This is a genomic window from Mangrovibacterium sp. (assembly GCF_041596335.1).
Taxonomy (GTDB): Bacteria; Bacteroidota; Bacteroidia; order Bacteroidales; family Prolixibacteraceae; genus Mangrovibacterium.
In genome coordinates, this window is the sequence record NZ_JBFHIT010000035.1 from 1 (window position 1) to 17279 (window position 17279).

A 17279-nucleotide genomic window follows, 5' to 3' on the forward strand; every position below is an offset into this window, starting at 1 on the left:
AAAGGCGTAATGCGCCATTTTGTATTTCCCGGGTGCCACTTGTTGCATCATAAACAGCATGAGGCCAACAAAACCGAAACCATACCCGAAATACTCAAGAACAACCGCAGTACCGATAAAATAAAGACTTTCAGGTTGCATGAGCGCCAAAACAGCGTAAACAGCGAATGGTATATTGAAGCTACAGCAAAGAATGAACAGCGATTTTTTCAATCCTCTTCCGGAAATAAAATAGCCGGCCATCAGCGATCCAAGTACAAAAGCAGCCGCTCCAAAAACACCGTAAACGATGCCGATTTCGGAGGTCGACAGGCCCAGCCCGCCATCCATCCGTTCGGCTTTAAAAAACAGCGGAGCAATTTTTATCGCGAAGCCTTCGGCAAAACGATAAAAGATGATGAAAACAATGTACCAGACGATATCCTTCTTCTGAAAAAAGGTTTTAAGCACATCCCACAAAGTCAGCAGGCCTTCGTTCATCGATTTCACGCCACTTGCGGCTCCTCCCGAAGGAAGCATCCGAATGTGATACAAACCCAATGTCAGCATGATTATACCATAAACCGACATAACCACCATCCATGCGGTAGTCACTCCCATGCGAACTTCAAGTTCACCGGCCAGAAAGACAAACGCTCCTCCGGTCAGGATTTTGGCGATGTTGTATGCCGCTCCCTGCCAACCAATGTATTTGGCCTGTTCTTTCAGCGACAGCACATTCAGATAAACCCCATCAGTTGCAATATCGTGTGTTGAGCCACTAAAGGCGACGATAGCCAATAAAGCGATGGAATACCTGAAAAACCCCGGCAGCGGCAGCGAAAGCGCTACCAAACCGAAAATAATTCCGGTCAGGATTTGGGTTCCGACAACAAAATGTTTTTTGGTTTTAAACATTTCAAGAAACGGACTCCAGAGAAATTTCAATGTCCATGGCAACATGATCAGCGAAGTCCAAAGCGCGATTTGCGAATCGGAAATCCCCATATTTTTGTACATCAGGGTCGATGCTGTGGCGATGGCTACAAATGGCAATCCCATGGCGAAATAAACGGATGGAACCCAGCGTGCAGGATGGTTGGTTTTACTTTCTTTTACAGACATATTCTTAACTAACTAGCTTTATTTCTTACCTGATAAATTCCAGAACGCCCCCCGAAACAAGGTCGTTGTGTTTGATGAAAAAGTTTTTTGTTGTTTTCCCGTTCCAACGAATGCTTCGAACGAATGCGTCAGTTTTAGTTGATTTGGCTTTTCGAATGGTGATGGTTTTCCCCGGATAAAAATTTGGGTCAAGCTCAATGCTCACTTCGTCGAAGACCGGATTGGCAAGCGCGTAATCCATATTTCCCGGACAAACCGGGTAGAAGCCCATCATTCCGTAAACCAACCAAGCCGAAAGTGTCCCGCAGTCGTCATTCCCCGGAAGTCCATCGGGCGTATTTTTGAAATAGGTTTCTATCAATCGCGCAAGCTCTTTTTGGCCGCGCCATTCCTCTCCTTTCACAAAATTGAAAAGCCACGGATAATGAATATCGGGTTCATTGGCCATATCGAAAAGACCTTCATCAAACACCTTTTGAAGCTTCTGAACGAAAGCGTTCTTTCCCCCCATCAATTTCATCAATCCCTCCACATCGTGCGGAACCGCAAAGGTATATTGCCAGGCTGTTCCCTCGTGAAAACCGGGACATGGCTCGAAATTTTCGCCTTGCCTTGGGTTGAAAGGAGTAAGAAAGCTACCGTCGGCCAGCTTCGGCCGAAGCACCCCATATTCAGCATCGAAATAGTTTTTGTACCCTTGCGATTGCTTCAAAAATTGGTGATAGTCTTCGGTTTTGCCAATTGATTTTGCCAATTGAGCCAGGTTCCAGTCGGCAATGTAGTACTCCAGTGCATGCGAAACGGAATTGTCAAATTCTTCGGTGAGCGGCACATAGCCTTTCTGAAGGTAGTCGTCGATATCGGGACGCAGCTTGTTATCCGATCCCTTGGTGGTGGCCGATTTTCGCATCGCCTGCCAGGCTGCCTCCACATCAAAATCGCGCAACCCGCGCAGGTAGGTGTCAACGATCACCGGAATAGCCGGATCGCCTTCCATCACGTGGGTTTCCTTACTATTCAGCTCCCACTTCGGCATCCAGCCACTTTCCTGATACATGTCCACCATCGAACGAACCATGTCCAATTGCTTATCAGGATAAATAAGGCTCATCAACGGATGAAGGTTGCGATAGGTATCCCAAAGCGAAAACACCGTGTAGCGGTTGTTGCAGGTTTTACCAATGCCATTGGACTCCATCTCCGGATATTGTCCGTTCACATCCTGAATAATATTCGGATGCAGCTGGGTATGATACAAGGCCGTATAGAAAATGGTCTTTTGATCTTCGGTTCCGCCTTTCACTTTCACCTTCGACAAGGTTTTTTCCCATTTTTCGGCTGCTTGCTCAACAACGTTCTCAAAATCGAAACCATCGATTTCCGCGTCCAGGTTTTCCCGCGCATTGTCAATGCTCACGTACGAAACTCCTACTTTCACAAGTATTTCTGTATCCGGTTTCGTATTGAAAGTCATCCAGGCTCCAATGCTGTCGCCAGCCATGTGCTGGTTAAAGCTTTCGTAATATTTAAACTGATTGTTGGTTTTAGTCCAGGATGCTTCGGCTTTCATGGCCGGCATTTTTTTCCAGACTCCAAACTCGTCGGCAGCCTGGCTGAAACGCGCCACAAAATACACCGGACGTTCGCTGCCGTCGTTGTAACAGAAACTACCGGTCATGCGCCAGCCCTCCATCTCCCGGTTGTTCACCACCCGGATCATCGCGCCGTTTTCGTTGGTGAGGCCGGCTCCCAAATCAATCAGAATATTCGATTTTCCGGCCGGGAATGTAAATTTACTCAGTCCTGCCCGTTCGGTCGCGGTAACTTCAGTCTTAATGCCATATTTAGTCAACTGGTTGCTGTAATAGCCCGGCGATGCTTGCTGACTGCTCATGGCTGAACCATAAGCCTTGTTACTTGCGGTAACTTCGCCACTGGTAGGCATCAGCAGAATAACTCCCAACTCGGGACAGCCCACGCCGCTAAGATTTACATGCGAATAACCGGTAAAATAGTTGTTTTCCCAGCCATAGGGGGTCGACCACCAGCGTGAATCCTTGTCGAAGGTATTGTCAGCCGAACCAGAGACATTGAACGGAACCACCGAAACCATTCCCTGCGGGACTACCGCCCCCGGATTGGTTGCTCCAAAATTGGTTGTTCCGATAAACGGATTCACATAGTCGACAATTTTTTGAGCGGCAACCGTTTGAACCGATAGCAACAAAACAAGAAACAGCGAGAGATTGACACCCCCCGGTATTTTTCGGTTTCTGATCTTTATATGATTGATTGATCGCATGATTCTGATTGATTTATTGCGGCCTGTTTTCGTTGGCTGTGCCGAATTCGACATTTGGATTTGGCCCCATCACAAATTTCAGGCTTCCACCGGCAGTGATTTCCTGATGGGTGATATACGATTTTTCGTAGGGCTGCCCGTTTAACTCAACCGATTGGATGTAAATATTCTGGTCGCTGTTGTTTTCTGCAACAATGTCAAATTCTTTTCCTTCCGGAAGGTGAATAGTAGCCTCGTTAACGACAGGACTACCGAACACATACACACCATTGGCCGGATTGACGGGATAAAAACCCAGGGATGAAAAAATGTACCAGGCCGACATCTGTCCGCAATCTTCATTCCCAGACAAACCATCGGGAGCATTGTGGTACATCGTTTTCATGATTTCACGCACCTTCGTTGCCGTTTTCCATTGCTGTCCGGCAAAAGCGTACAAATAGGTTGTGTGATGGCTCGGCTCGTTGCCATGCGCGTATTGTCCGATCAGTCCTGAGACATCGGGAGAAGCTCCCTCTCCAAGTTCGGAACTAATGGTAAACAATGAATCCAGTTTTGTAATGAAACCCGTTTCGCCGCCAAAAAGATCGATCAAGCCATACGGATCGTGCGGAACAAGCCAGGTGTACTGCCAGGCGTTTCCTTCGCAAAAATCATCTTCGCGGTGTTTCGAGTGAACCGGATCGAACGACTCGCGGAAATTTCCGTTTGCCAAACGGCCACGCATAAACTGCTTTTGCTTATCGAAATACAATTGATAAAGCTTTGCCCGTTTGCTGAAATATTCAAAATCATCGCTCTTTCCAAGTTTTTGAGCCATCGCGGCCACACACCAGTCGTCGATGGCGTATTCCAACGCGCGAGCAACCGATTCAACATCTTCGTCGGCTGGCAAAAAACTCAACTCCTTCACATGGTTCATTCCCCGGAAATCGATCATCGACGAAGCTCTCACCGCTTCGTACGCAAGCTCCGGGTCGAAGCCTTCAAAACCCTTCAGATACGCGTCGACAATAACCGGGATGGCATGGTTTCCGACCATTGTATTTGTTTCGTTTCCGGCCAAATGCCAAACCGGCAACTTGCCCTGAACTTTGTATATTTCAAGCATGGTATTCACCAGATCGCTTACTTTATCGGGTTGTGTTATAGTCAGCAGCGGATGCAGTGCCCGATACGTATCCCAAAGCGAGAATACCGTAAAATTTTGATGTCCGGTGTTCACTACCGTACTGTCTTTTCCCACAAAATCGCCATTAGCATCGTTGAAAAGCGAAGGGAAAATAACGCTGTGATATAGGGCGGTATAGAAGATCTTTTCATCATCGGCAGAACTGAATTTCGCGTCAATTTTTTGCAATTCTTTGTTCCAGCTTTTTTCAGCGGCAAGCACAACCGCGTCAAAATTCCAATCTGCCACTTCCTTCGCCAAATTATTGGCTGCACCTTCTTCGCTAACCGGCGATAAACCTGTTTTAGCCATCAACTCACCCGATCCTTCAAACTCGATTAAAGCGATATTTGTAGGTTCGTCGGCTCCTAAGGTTGAATTTAGGTAGCTGATTGACTTAATTTTTTGCGAGAATTTAGTCGTAAAATAAATCCGTTGATCCTTAGCCCATCCGGTTGAAAACCGATAGCCTGAAATTGTTTGATCGTCGATCCTGCTAATTTTCGCCTGGGTTAATTTATCCCAGCCAATTCCTGTTTTCAGGTCGACAATAAGCTGTGTTTTTTTTCCTGCCGGGAAGGTGTATTTCTGAATGCCAACCCGTTCGGTGGCGGCCAGTTCAACATCAATCTTGTAAGTATCGAGATGAACGGAATAGTAACCGGGGCGTACCAGTTCCTTATTGTGCGTAAATTTCGAAGCCCATTGCTCAAAGGTAAAGTCGGCTGTCGGAACACTGTCGAGCACAACCGGCATGAACAAAATATCGCCATAATCGCCAATTCCGGTACCACTTAAATGCGTATGCGAAAACCCGATAATCGTTGAATCGGAATAATGATATCCGGAGCACCAGTCCCATCCTTTAAAAATGTTGTTTGGCCCGAGCTGAACCATTCCGAACGGAACATTAGCGCCAACAAAAACATGTCCGTGTCCGCCTGAACCAATCATTGGATCAACTGATGCCGTGAAATTGCGTTCCTCCTTCGTTTGGCTTGAACAAGCCAAAAGAGTGGAGAAAATGCACAGACATATAAATCGAAAACAAAAAGAAGTCATAATCTATTGGTTTAATTTTTTATTATTCGTAGCTACAAATAGCGTTCGTCAACAGCTCGCGTGTACCATCAGGCTGTGTCACATAAACGCTGATCTCGCGAGGTTTACTGCTTGCCAAATAGTGCACAGCAAATGAGTGCCACCCTTGCTTAAGGGCCACTTTTTCGTATTTTTTAAACGGCCCATGCTGGTCGCTTTTATCCACAACAAGCTCATCGCCGAGGTAGAGCAAACTGCCACCATCCGACTTCAACTCAAACTCGTAAATACCATCGGTCTCGATGTTGATATAAGCTGAAAAAACCATCGCGAAATCGGCCTGTTCGTTAAATTCGCCCAATCCGATGCTATCAACTGCAGCCCATTCGTGCGAGGCAGGCAGCTTAATTTCTTCCACTTTCGAAAAACCTGCCTTTGCCACCCAGCGTTTCAAACCGTTAGTAGCCGGGACAACCGAAGATGCTTCCCGATAGTCCTGATGCTCAATTTGAGCTGTTGCGATATCGTTAAAAAGGTCGCCACGAAACGAACGCGCCTTAATTTGACCCTCGTCACTCACAAAAAACGGTTCGGTGTAACGGATTGATTCTTGGGTAGGAACGGAACCATCGAGTGTGTAATAAATTTCGGTTCCGGCCAGCGGATAGGCTAAATTCAGGGTCACCAAAGTGCTGTCGACGTAAACAATCTCTTTCGACAAACCTTCTACAGCCGGTATATAATAGTAAATGCCCAATTGGTCCATGCGATCAAACTGCTGCACCATTCGGCGGTCGAAATCTTCCACGTCTTTCAACTCCTTATTAGTCCAGGCAGTTTCGGCCATGGCCTGCAAACGCGGGAACGCCTGATACTGCAAGCGTTTGAAGCTCGGAATCCACTCGGTCCAAAGGTTAGCCTGAATTCCCAGAACGTGAGCAGTTTCTTGTTCCGTAAAATCGGCAGGAACAGGCTCGTATTCATAAACCCGGTGCATGGCATTGTGATCGTTCAGGTAATCGTAATAATATGCAGCCGTCGTCGTAATCACGATATCATTGCCATTTTCAGCCGCAATTTTCGGAGCTTCAGGTCTCCAGCCTCTCCACCACATCACTGAGGCATCGGCAGTTAAACCACCCTCAACAATTTCGTCCCAGCCCATCAGCTGTTTTCCTTTCGATTGCAGAAACCGTTCAATGCGACGGTTAAAGTGCGATTGCAGCTCGTGCTCGTCTTTCAGGTTGTTGGTTTTTATTTCGTTTTGGCAGTTTGGACATTCCTCCCAGATTTCAATTCGCACCTCATCGCCACCAATGTGGATGTATTCGCAGGGAAACAGGTCAGCCACTTCGTCCAAAATATTCTCCATAAACTCATAGGTGGTTTCTTTTCCCAGACAGGCAGGCGTTGAGAAAACGCGTCCCCAGCCGGGTTCGCCGGTACACGACAAAAACAGGTAATTATCGATGGCTGCCAGAAAGTGACCCGGCATATCGATTTCGGGAACAACAGTGATGCAGCGCTCGTCGGCATAAGCCACGATTTCGCGAATCTGATCCTGGGTGAAAAAACCGCCGTACTTGCGCTGTCCGTCAATTTCCCGGTAGTTGCTCGGATCAATGGTATAAAGTTCGTTTTCCACCGCCCGCTCGTTGCAAATGGTGTCCTGATTGTTTTCAATTCGCCATGCTCCTTTTTCAGTCAGCAGAGGGTATTTTTTAATTTCAATCCGCCAACCCTGATCATCGGTCAGGTGCATGTGAAACATATTTAGCTTGTACAAGGCCATGTAATCCAGAAAATCTTTCACCTCGTCGATATTAAAGAAGTGGCGGCTGAAATCCATGTGCATGCCACGCCACGAAAAGCGGGGTTTATCGTTCACCTCAACGCAGGGAACCACCCATTGGGCATCGGTTCTAGCGGCGCTTTCAATTTGGTGAGGCAATAATTGCCGGATGGTTTGCACCCCATAAAAGAAACCGGCTTCGTCGGCTGCCTGAATCACAATTTGTCCGGTAGTTATTTCGAGCTTGTAGGCCTCCGGAGCCATGCCTTCTGTTTGCTGAAAAACGACCGCATTTTTTGAAGCCTTGTCGGTTACAACCAAACTAAACCCTGCAGCCGTTTCAAAAAGCTGATTCAAATAACTGGCCGCTTTTGCCGGTGCTTCGTCGTTAACGACCATGCGTGTGTGCGCATCGAAGCGGAATGAGCTTTCGCCAACCACGAGGCTCTCGGGCTGGGGAACCAGCGAAATATCTTCCGGCTTAAAGCTGGGATTTGCACAAGATGCCAGCAATAACACAGCAACAATTGGTATAGCTGCTAAAGTAAAATTCATAAACTTACCCATGATCTCTATTTTTTATATTCGTTTTTTAACTTGAAAAAATCTTCTTCCTTAGCCAACCGAAGCATATTGCCCCGTGAACGGCCCCGAGCTGCTTCATTTTTTAACTCTTCAACAGAAACGTCGCCGCCCAAGCTTTTTAGCCTGGTATAGGCCGGACTGCTATCGTGCGCAGGAATGTGGAAAAGAATGGAATCAAAATGCTCGATTACCGGAGCCATATCGCTATTTCCGATCAGGTTGTTTGTTTCATACGGATCTTGCTCCATATCGAACACACGCACCACTTGCTTTAGCGTATCAACATAGGCCTTGTACCTTTCGCATCGAATGATACGATCCCTAAAGTCGAACCGGTTTCGCATCAGACTATCTTCGCTGATAACCGCAGTTAATCCACCCATCGACAAAGCCCAATCACGGTTGCCTTTGTTGTTGGTTCCTTTCAGTACGCCATCGAAAGACTGGCCATCGATTTTGAATGAGTCCGAATGTTCGACTCCGGCCAATGCAAGCAAGGTTGGATAAATGTCGGTGAAATCAACAAGGGCATCAGTTTCCTTTTTCAGCCGATCGGGAGTTACCACAATAAACGGCGAGTTTATCCCATTCTCAGTCAAAAATGTCTTGCCTCCTCTTACATAAACAGAATCTCTTTTCCCAATAATTGAACTCGTTGTTCCATTATCAGTTGTAAAAATCAGGTAGGTATTGTCGGCAATCTGCAATTCGTCCAACGCGTCTGCAATCTTTCCGATAATGAAATCGGTGTACCTAACCATGGCCTTATGCTTTTCGAATTTGGTTTTGACGTTTGGCTCGAGCGGTGTATGTACAAAGGGTGCATGAGTGAGCACCATTGGGTAATACACACACATGGGCTGTTTATTGTTTTCGCGCAGAAAGTCGATAATGAAACTGGAAAAAACATCGGGCCCAAACTGACCGGTGTAGGTTTTGCTGCCCTCCCTGGTATGAATGTACGGATCCCAATAACGATTGTCGCTTGCCGGGTTGCCGCTTTCGTAGCCGGTCCACATGCAATAGGCATCGAAACCGGCCTTTTCCATGGCGTCGGGTTCAATACGGAAATCGTTGATCTGCCATTTCCCGGCGACACAGGTTTTATATCCGGCTTGTCTCAGTACGTTGGCAAAACTTGGGTTTTTCTGCGAATCGAAATTCACCCCGTGCCCCCATCGCGGAACATCGTAATGATTGATCCAACCGTTGGTGTATGGATATTGGCCGGTCATTAAGGCGACACGGGAGGGTGTACATTGAGGCATGGAATAGGCCTTGTTAAACTTGATGCCTGCTGACGCCAGTTTATCAATATTTGGGGTCTCAATCTCTTGCGCTCCATAGCTCGAAACCCATTCTTTACCCAGATCATCAACCAAAATAAAGATGAAATTAGGTTGCTGTTTCTGCCTTTTTGTGGCTGAACATTCCAACATAGCAACCAAACACAATCCCACGATTATCGTCTGTATATACCGCATTATTTTAAGCTCTAATGTTATTATTCATTCCAAACAATATCTCCAGCTCCAATACTCCAGTCGTTGCCAAAGTAACCGGCAGCTTTTACCGCATTAATTCCCTCAACATACATATCGGAGGTGAAAACCATCAGGTCGGGGATGCTGGCCCCCGATCTGAAGTACCGGTTAGGAGTTACGGCCCGAAAGCCATCAATTCCGGAACCGGAGATAACACCTACCGACGCGATTTTACTGTCCTTACGCGGATAGATGAAGTAAGCGCCATAGCCGGTGCCTGCTAACGTTTTGTCTCCAACGTTCAATTCACCGCGTTTAATTTGAACCGGGCAATCAGCCAGCAACGATTTCCAGGCCGCGTTGGTACTTGCATTTCCGAAAAGAATAACCGAACGGTCTTTAAATTTTTCGGGCGTAAAGTCTTTGTCGGCAACAAGATCGATTGAGCCGTTTCCGCGGTAATAAAACGTTTCGGCATCGAAACGTGCTTTGTTCAACGACCAATCGTTTTCCTCTTTGGTTCCGGCAGTTGAATACACAAAAACCATGTTGTGCCGGAACGCGTCTTTGAAATTTCCGTAGCGAAGCGGGTTTTTCCCGAAGGTACTCTCCGGTTTATCAGTCAGGCTCCACGATTCGTTCTCTTTGGCAAACCAAACTTCATTACCGGCAAATGCTGCCAGATTTTCGAATGAATCGTCATCTACTTCAACCTGAAGGGTGTCTGCTCCTGCGCAATGTTTCAGGTCAAGTTTAAATAGTTTCAGGTTTTCGGATTCAACCGTGATCAGGCGGTTTTTCAGTATTTCTCCTTTTTTCTTTTGCGTCTCGTTCGGAATGGTCTGCGTGACGTTTACGCCACAAAATTCGTACGGCTTTTCCTGTTGCCAGAGCGTTACAAAACGACTTTCAGCCGAAACACCCGGGCTTGGTGACCGGAATTCAAAGGTTTTCACATCGCCATTCTCCGGAATGCTGTGTTCGTTGAAATAGTTGAAGATGCTCGAAAAGTCGACGCCAAACCAATGTTTTTTCTCCGGATATTCGAGGTAGGCGAAATCGGGATGGAATTGCCCGAGATGTTCGCGCATGAAACGCGCTTGCTCAACCGGAACCACATTGTCGGAATCGCCATGCTGAATGTAGATTCCGTGTTGCAGATAATTCCGCGACATTTCCAGTGTATTGCTCGAATTGCTTGCCCTGACAAACCTATTTTCAAGAGGCGAGGGATCGGTTAATTGCTCCTTATTGGCATACGAAAAAAGCGAATACCAACCTGATAAAGGAGAAATAGCCGCCCACTTTCCCGGATAAAGCACCCCCAGCTGCCAGGTTCCGTGCCCACCCATTGAGTGACCGGTGAGGAAAGTCCGGGCAGGATCGGTGCCATACATTTCTTCGGCAATCTGCTGAACTTCAAGCGCATCCAAGCGCCCCCAGTCTTCCCAGTCGAACCCGTAGTCGCGACGGTTTGTCGGACAAATTACATGCCCCCAATCTTTCGCTTTGTATTCGGCAGCTTGCCTTCTGGCCTCAACAGAAGCGCCATGCAGCGACAGAAACATGGCCGGTTTGGTGTCGGGGGCTATGTTTCCTTCGCGTACCGAAAAGTATTGCACACTGCCATCGATACCGGAAATAAACGTTCGGGAGTAGCGCTCTTCCGGAGTCCGCACAAAATAGGGAATGCTTGTTTCATCGATCAATTTGTTGCCCAGATACAATTTTAAGTGTACCCGAACAGTATCTTTCATTGTGAATGAATCCATTACGGAATAAGCTACTTTCCGCATCGTAAGCGGAACAATTGATGAAACAGCAGTTTCGGTTTTCACTCCGTTTGCCTCGGCCACTATTCGGAGCTTTCCTTGTGTTTGTTGGGTTGAATTCAGAATCCGGATCGCCCCCACTTTCAGATTGTTTTCCGTCGTGAGAAAATCGGGGATCGTCATGTCGCGTTGCATAAAAGCGATAGGCTTTTCAAGCTCGAGCAACTGCATTTTCACCTCGCCCCGTGACCCCTTCACCCAAAATGTGTTTTCACCTTTTTTTAGCTCGATGGGAAGGAACATTAAATGCTTGTTGTACACATCGCCACCGCGCGGAATTCCATTCACATAAATCTCGGAGTGACCCGAAACTTCCAGAATTTGAATTCCGGATTTCTCCGAATTGTATGTAACGAACAAATATCCGCCATTCAATTTAGGACTTTTAAAAACGCCTTCGGTTGACTCGATTTTCGCCCAGCGCTCCACATTTCCCCTTCTCCCCATTCCAACTGAGTCATCTTCAGCCGGGGTATAATTCGTGTTTATATTGAAGCGGTAAAAAACAGGATCGGTAAAAACTGCCGAACGTGCGCCCTGACTGACTGATCCGACAACCATTCCTTCAGGAAACGAAACAGTTTGCTGAGCCCTCAGGCTTGCTGAAAAAATGAAAATTGCCAATAGGATGAATAAACTGTGTTTGCTCATTTTCTTGTTTTGATTGTTAAACATCTGCCGTGAACCCGGAAACGATCCGGCTTGTATCAGAATTGCACATTCGGAAGTCTCACCACTTCGCTTTAAACCTTTTAATTTATTTAATCGTTAGTTTCACGATCTGATCAACCGAGTTAGCAGGAATACCTTCAGTAAAAATGAAAACACCTTCTTCTACTTGCTTGTATTTTACTTTCACGTTTCCGTCGAAAGAATAAGCTGAAGTTATTTTCTCGTTAAACTCAGGAATGAAAATGTAGGGTAAGCCGGGTGTCTCTAAAATATGAACAAACAACTCTTTCCCTTTGGCAGTAATCGTTCCCCAATCCTGCGATGAAATCAGATTCCCCTGAGTTCCGTAGACCGTTTCGCCATAGGTTGAAGTCCAGTCGCCCACTTCCTTTAGTGTTTCAATAAATTCAGGTTGAATTTTACCGTTTGGCATTGGACCAACGTTCAGCAGCAAGTTTCCGTTTTTTCCGGCCGCTTTCACCAGAAAATGAATGATGGCTTCAGTGCTTTTAAAGTTCTTGTCATTCAAGCCAAATCCCCAAAATTTAGCCATCGTAGCGCACGACTCCAACGGCAATTCGCTCACCTGTACACCGTGGCTGTAACCACCTTTGTTTTCTCCGGGCAGGTCACGCTCAAAAGTTTGAATGTCTTCACCCGGAATTGGCGTAAGGTGGTGGTTGTTGGCAATCAGTGTTTTCGGACTCAATTCGTGAATCAGGGCATAAATTTCATCGTATCTCCAGTCAGCGGTTTTACGATCCCAGTGACCATCGAACCAAATGCAGCCAATTTCGCCGTAGTTGGTCAGCAACTCGGTAAGCTGCGCCTTCATAAAGGCGATGTAGCTGTCCCAGTCGGTATCTTCCGGAACACCATCCACGATCTTTTTACCAAAACCGTAGTCGTCGCGTGCCCAGTCTAAAAGCGAGTAATAGAAATTCAGTTTAATCCCTTCTTTTTTACATTCTTCGGCCAATTCTTTCAGCGGATCTTTTCCGTAGGGGGTGGCATCAACAATGTTATAATCCGAAGCTTCGGTATCGAACATGCTAAAGCTGTCGTGGTGACGGCTTGTGATGGTAATGTATTTCATTCCGGCCGACTTGGCGATTTGAACCCACTCTTTCGCGTTAAATTCCAGCGGATTGAAGAAGTCGGCCAACCGCTTATAGGTGTTGAACGGAATTTTCTGGTTTAGCATGACCCATTCGCCATCGCCCAAAATACTGTAAACGCCCCAGTGAATAAACATACCAAAGCGCATGTCCTGAAACTCTTTTCGGGCTTCGAGGTTTTCTGCTGTTGGCGTGTATTCGCGCATCGGATAAGAATATTGCTGCGCATGTGTCGCGAGTATCGTGATACTAAAAACGGCAAGTAAAATTAATTTTCTCATGGTTGTCTATTTTATTTTATTTGTTTTTTCTCTCTTCGTTCTTGCAGTGTTTTCTGCTTCCTATTGTTTCAAAAGGGCTCTTCCGGGTAGCACTATAAAATTGGCTCCGGGCCCATTTCCATTTCGAGTGTACCGCCGGCTACAATTTCGTCGTGGGTAATCCAAAAACGGTTCAAGTCATTCCCGTTTAACTTCATCGACTGGATATAACTATTCTCCGGCGAGTTGTTATTCGCCTGGATGGTAAATTTCGTACCTGAGTAATACCCCGGGGCAAGGCGAACTTCAATTTTACTGAACACCGGACTGGTAATTTGGTATTTGTTGTCGCCCGGGCAAATGGGGTGAATGCCCATAGCCGCCAGCACATACCAGGCCGACATTTGCCCTACATCTTCGTTTCCGCAAAGCCCGTATGGATCGGTTCCGTACGCAGCCTCACAAATGCGGCGCGTCCACTTTTGGGTGAGGTGCGGCACTCCCGCGGTATTCAGCATAAACGGCACATGATGAACCGGTTCGTTGGCGTGGTTGTAATAATTGTTCCACAGAAAGTCGGCAGGTGTTTTATCAAAAAAGGCGATCAGTGAATCGCGGTAAGCCGCTTCGCCACCCATCAAATTTTTCAGCCCTTCGAGGTCGTGCGGAACAAACCAGCCTTGTTGAAGCGGGTTGCTCTCGATATTTCCTTGCCCGTGCACCGTTTTCCCTTTCCATTCGGTCCAGTTTCCTTCGGCATCTTTAGCTCGGAACCAGCTCACTTCATCGCTCCAAACATTTTTGTAATTCATGCTACGGGCATCATACTCCAAAGCTATTTCAGGTTTGTTCAACCCTTCGGCAAAACGAGCCAGGCACCAGTCGGTGTAGGCATATTCCAATGTTTTGGAGGTGCTGTGGGGCGTGAAGCCCAGGGGCTCGTTACCAAAAGTATCCACGCTGTTTTTGCAGTATTCGAATGCTTTTTCGATGTTGTAGTTACGGATTCCTTTTTGCCAGGCATCCACAATTACCGACACGGCCGGATTGCCAAGCATGCAGCCCGAGTAGGAATTCAGCATTTCCCAACGTGGCAGATAACCGCGACCGCTAAGCTCGGCCATTTGCAGCAGCGAGTTTACTTCGTCGTTTACCAGCGAGGGGTTGATGATGGTTTGCAGCGGAAACTGCGACCGAAACACATCCCAACCGCTGAAAATTGTGCGGTAGGTGAAATCGCTGGATTGGTGTACTTTTTTATCCGCACCAATGTAGTTGCCGTTCACATCCGAGAACGTACGCGGATCGATCATGGTATGGTACAGTGCCGTGTAAAAAATGATTTTCTCCTCTTCCGAGCCACCTTCAACCTGAACATTTCCAATCGCTTCATTCCAACGGGTTCGGGCTTGTTGGCGTACTTCGTCAAAATCCCAATGGTCAATGTCGTGTTCCAGGTTCATTTGGGCGCCTTCCACATTCACGAAGGAAATTCCACACTTCAGCAATACTTCTTCGCCCTGTTTGGTGTCGAAATTGGTATAAAACCCGAGGTGCTTGCCCTGCATTTCGGTGGCTTTCGGGTAGCGGGGAGCATTCTTTACAGCCAGCTGATAATCGTCCTGGCGGATGTGGCGCATTTTTCGGCCATCGCCCGGAATGTCGGCACTCCAAACTCCGTAATCGGAAAGCGGCTTGCTAAACTGGCACCAAAAATAAACCGTGTAGTCGGCATTTCCGGCACCGGCTCCCCAGCCGCCACCTTCGGGCGGACATTTCATCCATCCTGAAATGGTATTTTCATTTTCAATCTTTATGAATTGCTCGGTTGACGTTCCGCCAACACGGCGCGACAAATCGATCTGAACGCGTGAGCTGTCGCTTTCGGGAAAGGTGAAACGAATGATCCCGGCGCGCGGAGTCGCAGTCAGCTCAGTACGCACCTGGTAGTCGTCGAGCGTTACGGCATAGTAACCGGCTTCGGCTACTTCGGTATCGTGCGAGAAGCGCGAACGGTAGCCATCTTCCGGATTTTCGGGAACACCCCGGTTGGTAATCAGTGCGCCGGTAGTTGGAGTCACCAGAAAATTACCCAGATCGCCAAACCAGCCCACGCCGCTCATGTGGGTAAAGCTAAAACCCTCGAGGGTTGGGTGTTCGTAAGAATATCCACTACCATTGTCGCCACCTGTATAGGTATCCGGACTGAGCTGCACCAAACCGAAAGGCGTGGCTGCCCCCGGAAAGGTTTTACCAAATCCGTGAGCATCGGTGGTCTTTTTCCCATAAGTCACCGCACCAATCATCGGGTTAATGTAGTCCACCGGCTGTTTCTCATCTGCTTTACCACAGCTCGAAACCAGCAGAACTCCAACCAATCCGTAACAAATTATCTTTCCGAAACTTTTCATATCAATGCTAATTTCTACTTATCCCGTTTAAAAACATCAACTTCCACATCGTTACTCAATCCGCTGCCTTGGGTTGAACGTCCCTGATGAACGATTTGCAACAATTCGGCGGATAGTTGTTCCACGATCTCGGGGTGTTGATCGCTGACATTGTTTTTCTCCGCCACATCCGATTTGAGGTTGTAGAGCTGAATTTCAGGTAATCCGTTGGTTCGGGCCTGCTTGTCGTTGGGACCGGACCAACCTCCGGACCCCGGACAAAGCTCCAGTTTCCAGTCGCCCTTGCGAATGGAGAACTTGCCTTGAATGGAGTGGTGAACCACCGATTGGTAAGGGCTTTTAGCCTGCTGATCTTTCAGCAAAGGGAGGATGCTAAAGGAATCTTCACCTGCATCATCGCGCATTTCCACTCCTGTAATCTCGGCGCAGGTAGCCAAAAGGCTGGTGAGGCAGATTAGCTCGTCATTCTGTGTATTCGCCTCAACAACGCCCGGCCAACGAACTATAAACGGGATTCGGTGTCCACCTTCCCAGATATCTGATTTCGAACCACGATATTGGGCGCTGGGATAATGCCCATATTCTTTTTCCAACTGTTGCCCTCGGGCAACCGGGTACGAACAACCATTGTCGCTGGTAACAACTACCAATGTATTTTCAGCGATTCCATTTTTCTCCAGCGCATCCAACACCTCACCAATCACATAGTCGGTTTCCATAACGAAGTCGGCATAATCGCCCATTCCGCTTTTCCCCTGCCATTGTTCTGAAGGAACAACCGGGCTGTGTGGTGAATTGAGCGCCAGATATAAGAAGAAAGGCTCGTCCTCCCTGGATCTATCGGCGATGTACTGAGTAGCGTTCTCGCCCAAAAAACCTAACATTTTGATGGTCGGCATATGATCAATCACCCGGTTGTCTTTGATCACCGTTTCCATTGATGCGGAATGGTGGAAGCCCAGATAGGTATCAAATCCCCGGGTAACCGGTCCGTCGGGAATAATGGAGCCAATCGGCGCGTTTCCCGGTTTATTCTTTCCGTGATATACTTCAACTTGATTCCCGTTTTCATCGGTCAGGCCAAAGCCAAGGTGCCACTTGCCCATGATCGCGGTTTGGTAACCGGCTTTTTTCAGCAAAGCCGGAACCGTAAGCTGGTTTTCAGCAATGAGCGGTTCAAACTCCTGGCCACCACTTAGCACACCATTTTGCAGACGCGAACGCCAGGCATATCGGCCTGTTAAAACGCCGTATCGGGTTGGGGTACAAACTGAAGAACCGCCATGCGCATCGGTAAACACGACCGATTGGGTCGCCAGTTTATCCATCGCAGGAGTTGGTATTTTACCCCTCTCAGGATTTAAACATTGAACATCGCCGTAGCCTAAATCGTCACAAATGATGTAAACAATGTTAGGTTTTTCCAACTTGGTTTTCTGACTGCATCCGGTCACCAGAGCAGCCCCCACCATAAATCCGGTTACTGAATATTTTAAGTTGAACATCT

At 47.4% G+C, this 17279-nt stretch carries 9 protein-coding genes; all 9 read right to left on the bottom strand.

Features of this window, described 5'->3' with window-relative positions; genetic code table 11:
• A partial coding sequence (locus ABZD21_RS12745; protein ID WP_372775403.1) for an MFS transporter occupies nucleotides 1–1104 on the bottom strand: 1104 nt, incomplete at its 3' end.
• A 25-nt stretch (nucleotides 1105–1129) separates the two neighbouring features.
• A complete protein-coding gene (locus tag ABZD21_RS12750) occupies nucleotides 1130–3406 on the bottom strand; it encodes a GH92 family glycosyl hydrolase (protein WP_372775404.1) in 2277 nt (758 codons plus the stop codon).
• Nucleotides 3407–3419: 13 nt separating this feature from the next.
• Nucleotides 3420–5639, bottom strand: coding sequence for a GH92 family glycosyl hydrolase (locus tag ABZD21_RS12755; RefSeq protein ID WP_372775405.1), 2220 nt, complete (start codon nucleotides 5637–5639; stop codon nucleotides 3420–3422).
• A 22-nt stretch (nucleotides 5640–5661) separates the two neighbouring features.
• Complete coding sequence (locus ABZD21_RS12760; RefSeq protein ID WP_372775406.1) at nucleotides 5662–7977, bottom strand: family 20 glycosylhydrolase; 2316 nt, start codon at nucleotides 7975–7977, stop codon at nucleotides 5662–5664.
• Between the two features lie 5 nt (nucleotides 7978–7982).
• Complete coding sequence (locus tag ABZD21_RS12765; RefSeq protein ID WP_372775407.1) at nucleotides 7983–9479, bottom strand: sulfatase-like hydrolase/transferase; 1497 nt, start codon at nucleotides 9477–9479, stop codon at nucleotides 7983–7985.
• Between the two features lie 20 nt (nucleotides 9480–9499).
• Nucleotides 9500–11962, bottom strand: coding sequence for a prolyl oligopeptidase family serine peptidase (locus ABZD21_RS12770; RefSeq protein WP_372775408.1), 2463 nt, complete (start codon nucleotides 11960–11962; stop codon nucleotides 9500–9502).
• 106 nt (nucleotides 11963–12068) lie between these two features.
• Nucleotides 12069–13382, bottom strand: a complete 1314-nt coding sequence (locus tag ABZD21_RS12775; RefSeq protein ID WP_372775410.1) for an alpha-L-fucosidase — start codon at nucleotides 13380–13382, stop codon at nucleotides 12069–12071.
• A 92-nt stretch (nucleotides 13383–13474) separates the two neighbouring features.
• Nucleotides 13475–15772 (bottom strand): GH92 family glycosyl hydrolase, encoded by a 2298-nt coding sequence (locus ABZD21_RS12780; protein ID WP_372775411.1) that lies wholly within the window; start codon nucleotides 15770–15772, stop codon nucleotides 13475–13477.
• Between the two features lie 14 nt (nucleotides 15773–15786).
• Nucleotides 15787–17277, bottom strand: coding sequence for an arylsulfatase (locus ABZD21_RS12785; protein WP_372775413.1), 1491 nt, complete (start codon nucleotides 17275–17277; stop codon nucleotides 15787–15789).
• Nucleotides 17278–17279 lie beyond the last annotated feature (2 nt).